Origin of the sequence: Amycolatopsis sp. SID8362 (assembly GCF_010550475.1) — a bacterium.
Classification (GTDB): domain Bacteria; phylum Actinomycetota; class Actinomycetes; order Mycobacteriales; family Pseudonocardiaceae; genus Amycolatopsis; species Amycolatopsis eburnea.
Genome location: NZ_JAAGNB010001582.1, coordinates 1 through 3,169, shown reverse-complemented (window position 1 = coordinate 3,169; position 3,169 = coordinate 1). Strand labels below are relative to the sequence as shown.

Here is a 3,169-nt window from a genome sequence, read left to right as displayed (position 1 = left end):
CAGACCGCCACGGTGCTCGGGCACGCCTCGGCCGAGGCGGTCGACGTCACCCGCGCCTTCGACGAGCTCGGCTTCGACTCGCTCACCGCGGTCGAGCTGCGCAACCGCCTGGACGGCGCGACCGGCCTGAAGCTGCCGGCGACGCTGGTCTTCGACTACCCGACCCCGGCCGCGCTGGCGGCGCACCTGGTCGCCGAGCTGAGCGGGACCGGCTCGGCCGGGCCGGAGCTCCTGCCGCCGCCGTCGGCCGGGGCCCACGCCGACGACCCGATCGTGATCGTCGGGATGAGCTGCCGGTTCCCCGGCGGCGTCCGCTCACCGGAAGACCTGTGGACGCTGGTGTCCGAAGGCACCGACGCGATCTCGGAGTTCCCCGCCGACCGCGGCTGGAACCTCGAAGCGCTGTACCACCCGGACCCCGACAACCCGGGCACCTCGTACGTCCGCGAGGGCGGCTTCCTGCACGACGCACCGGAGTTCGACGCCGGGTTCTTCGGCATGAGCCCCCGCGAAGCGCTCGCCACGGACTCCCAGCAGCGGCTGCTGCTGGAGTCGTCCTGGGAAGCGCTGGAGCACGCCGGGCTCGACCCGGCCGCGCTGCGCGGCAGCCGGACCGGCGTGTTCGTCGGCGTGATGTACAACGACTACGTCCAGACCCTGCAGGGCACCCCGGACGTGGAAGGCTTCCAGGGCAACGGGAGCGCGCCGAGCGTGGCCTCCGGCCGCGTGGCCTACGCGCTGGGCCTGGAGGGGCCCGCGGTCACCGTCGACACCGCCTGCTCGTCGTCGCTGGTGTCGCTGCACTGGGCCGCGCAGGCGCTGCGGGCGGGGGAGTGCGGCCTCGCGCTCGCCGGCGGCGTGACCGTCATGTCCTCGCCGGGCGCGTTCATCGGGTTCTCCCGGCAGCGCGGGCTCGCCCCGGACGGCCGTTCGAAGTCCTTTTCGGACTCCGCCGACGGCGTCGCGTGGTCCGAGGGCGTCGGCGTCCTCGTGCTGGAGCGGATGTCCGACGCCCGCCGCAACGGCCACGAAATCCTGGCCGTGGTCAAGGGAACGGCGGTCAACTCCGACGGCGCGTCCAACGGGCTGACCGCCCCGAACGGCCCGTCGCAGCAGCGGGTCATCCGCCAGGCGCTCGCCACCGCCGGCCTGGCACCGTCCGAAGTGGACGCCGTCGAGGCGCACGGCACGGGCACCACCCTCGGCGACCCGATCGAAGCGCAGGCGCTGCTGGCGACCTACGGGCAGGACCGCGAAGAGCCGCTGTGGCTCGGCTCGGTCAAGTCCAACTTCGGGCACACCCAGGCCGCGGCGGGCGTCGCGGGCGTGATCAAGATGGTCATGGCGCTGCGCCACGGCGTCCTCCCGCGCACCCTGCACGTCGACGCCCCGTCGTCCCAGGTGGACTGGGATGCCGGTGCCGTCGAACTGCTCACCCGGCCGCGGCCGTGGCCGGAGACCGGCCGCCCGCGCCGCGCCGGCGTTTCGTCGTTCGGCATCAGCGGCACCAACGCGCACACGATCCTCGAGCAGGCCCCCGAGCAGCCGCTGGTGGTGGACGCCGTGCCGGCCGGGGCCGTGGTCGTCCCGTGGCCGGTGTCGGGCAAGAGCCCGGCCGCGGTCCGGGCGCAGGCCGCGCGGCTGCTGTCGTTCGTCGAGGACCGCCCGGAGCTGACCCCCGCGGACGTCGGGTTCTCGCTGGCCACCACGCGGTCGGCGTTCGGCTCCCGCGCGGTGGTGAGCGGCCGGACCCGCGCCGAGCTGCTCGAACTGCTCTCGGCGCTCGCCGACGGCGGCGAGCCCGCCGGCCTGGTCACCGGGTCGGCCACCGGCACCCCGCCGGTCGCGTTCCTGTTCTCCGGCCAGGGTTCCCAGCGGGCCGGCACGGGCCGGGAGCTTTACGAGCGTTACCCCGTCTTCGCCGAAGCGCTCGACGCGGTCACCGCCCGCCTGGACGCCGAACTCGGCTGCTCGCTGCGGGACGTCCTCTTCACCGAGGACGGGCCGCTCGACGAGACCGCGTACACCCAGCCCGCGCTGTTCGCGCTCGAAGTCGCGCTGTTCCGCCTGGTGGAGTCGTGGGGCCTGAGCCCGGACCACGTGGCCGGGCACTCCGTCGGCGAGGTCACCGCGGCGTACGTCGCCGGGGTGCTGTCGCTGGCGGACGCGTGCACGCTGGTGTCGGCCCGGGGCCGCCTGATGCAGGCGCTCCCCGCGGCGGGCGCGATGGTTTCGCTCGTGGCCACCGAAGCGGAGGTCGCGGCCGAACTGGCCGACGGCGTCTCGATCGCCGCGGTCAACGGACCGGCCGCGGTCGTCATCTCCGGCGAAGAGGCCGCCGTGCTCGCGGTGGCGGCGAAGTTCGCCAAGGCCAAGCGCCTCAAGGTGTCCCACGCGTTCCACTCGGCGCTGATGGACCCGATGCTCGGCGAGTTCCGCGCGGTTGTCGCGGGCCTGACCCTGAACGAGCCGGTCATCCCGGTCGTGTCCACGGTGACCGGGGAACCGCTGACCGCCGGGCAGCTCACGTCCCCGGAGTACTGGGTGGAGCAGGTGCGCCGCCCGGTCCGCTTCGCCGACGCCGTCCGCGCGCTCGCCGGGCTCGGGGTCCGCGGTTTCCTGGAGGTCGGCCCGGACGCCGTCCTCGCCGCGATGGCCGCGGAAAGCCTCGGCGCGGACGAGTTCGTCGTCCCGCTGCTGCGCAAGGGCCGCGACGAAGAGCAGTCCGTCGCCCAGGCACTGGCGCGGCTGCACGTCCGCGGCGTCTCGCCCCGCTGGGACGCGGTCTTCGCGGGCACCGGGGCCCGGCGGGTCACCCTGCCGACCTACGCCTTCCAGCACGAGCGGTACTGGCCCCGGGCGGCCGCGGCGCCGTCCGGCGACATCGGGGCCCTCGGCCTCGACGCCACCCGCCACCCGATGGCCGGCGCGGCCGTGGAGCTGCCCGACTCGGGCGGGTTCCTGCTGACCGGCCGGCTCTCCGCGCAGACCCAGCCCTGGCTCGCCGAACACGTCGTGCGGGGAGTCACCTTGCTGCCCGGCACGGCGTTCCTGGAGCTGGCGATCCGCGCGGCGGACCAGGTCGGCTGCGCCTCGGTCGACGAACTGACCCTCGAGGCGCCGCTCGTGCTCCCCGAGCGCGGCGGCACGCAGGTCCAGCTCGTCGTCG

At 75.0% G+C, this 3,169-nt stretch carries 1 protein-coding gene; it reads left to right on the top strand.

Annotated elements, in window-relative coordinates:
* The coding region (locus G3I65_RS48855) for a type I polyketide synthase (RefSeq protein ID WP_160702424.1) at window positions 1–3,169 on the top strand (3,169 nt) is incomplete at both ends.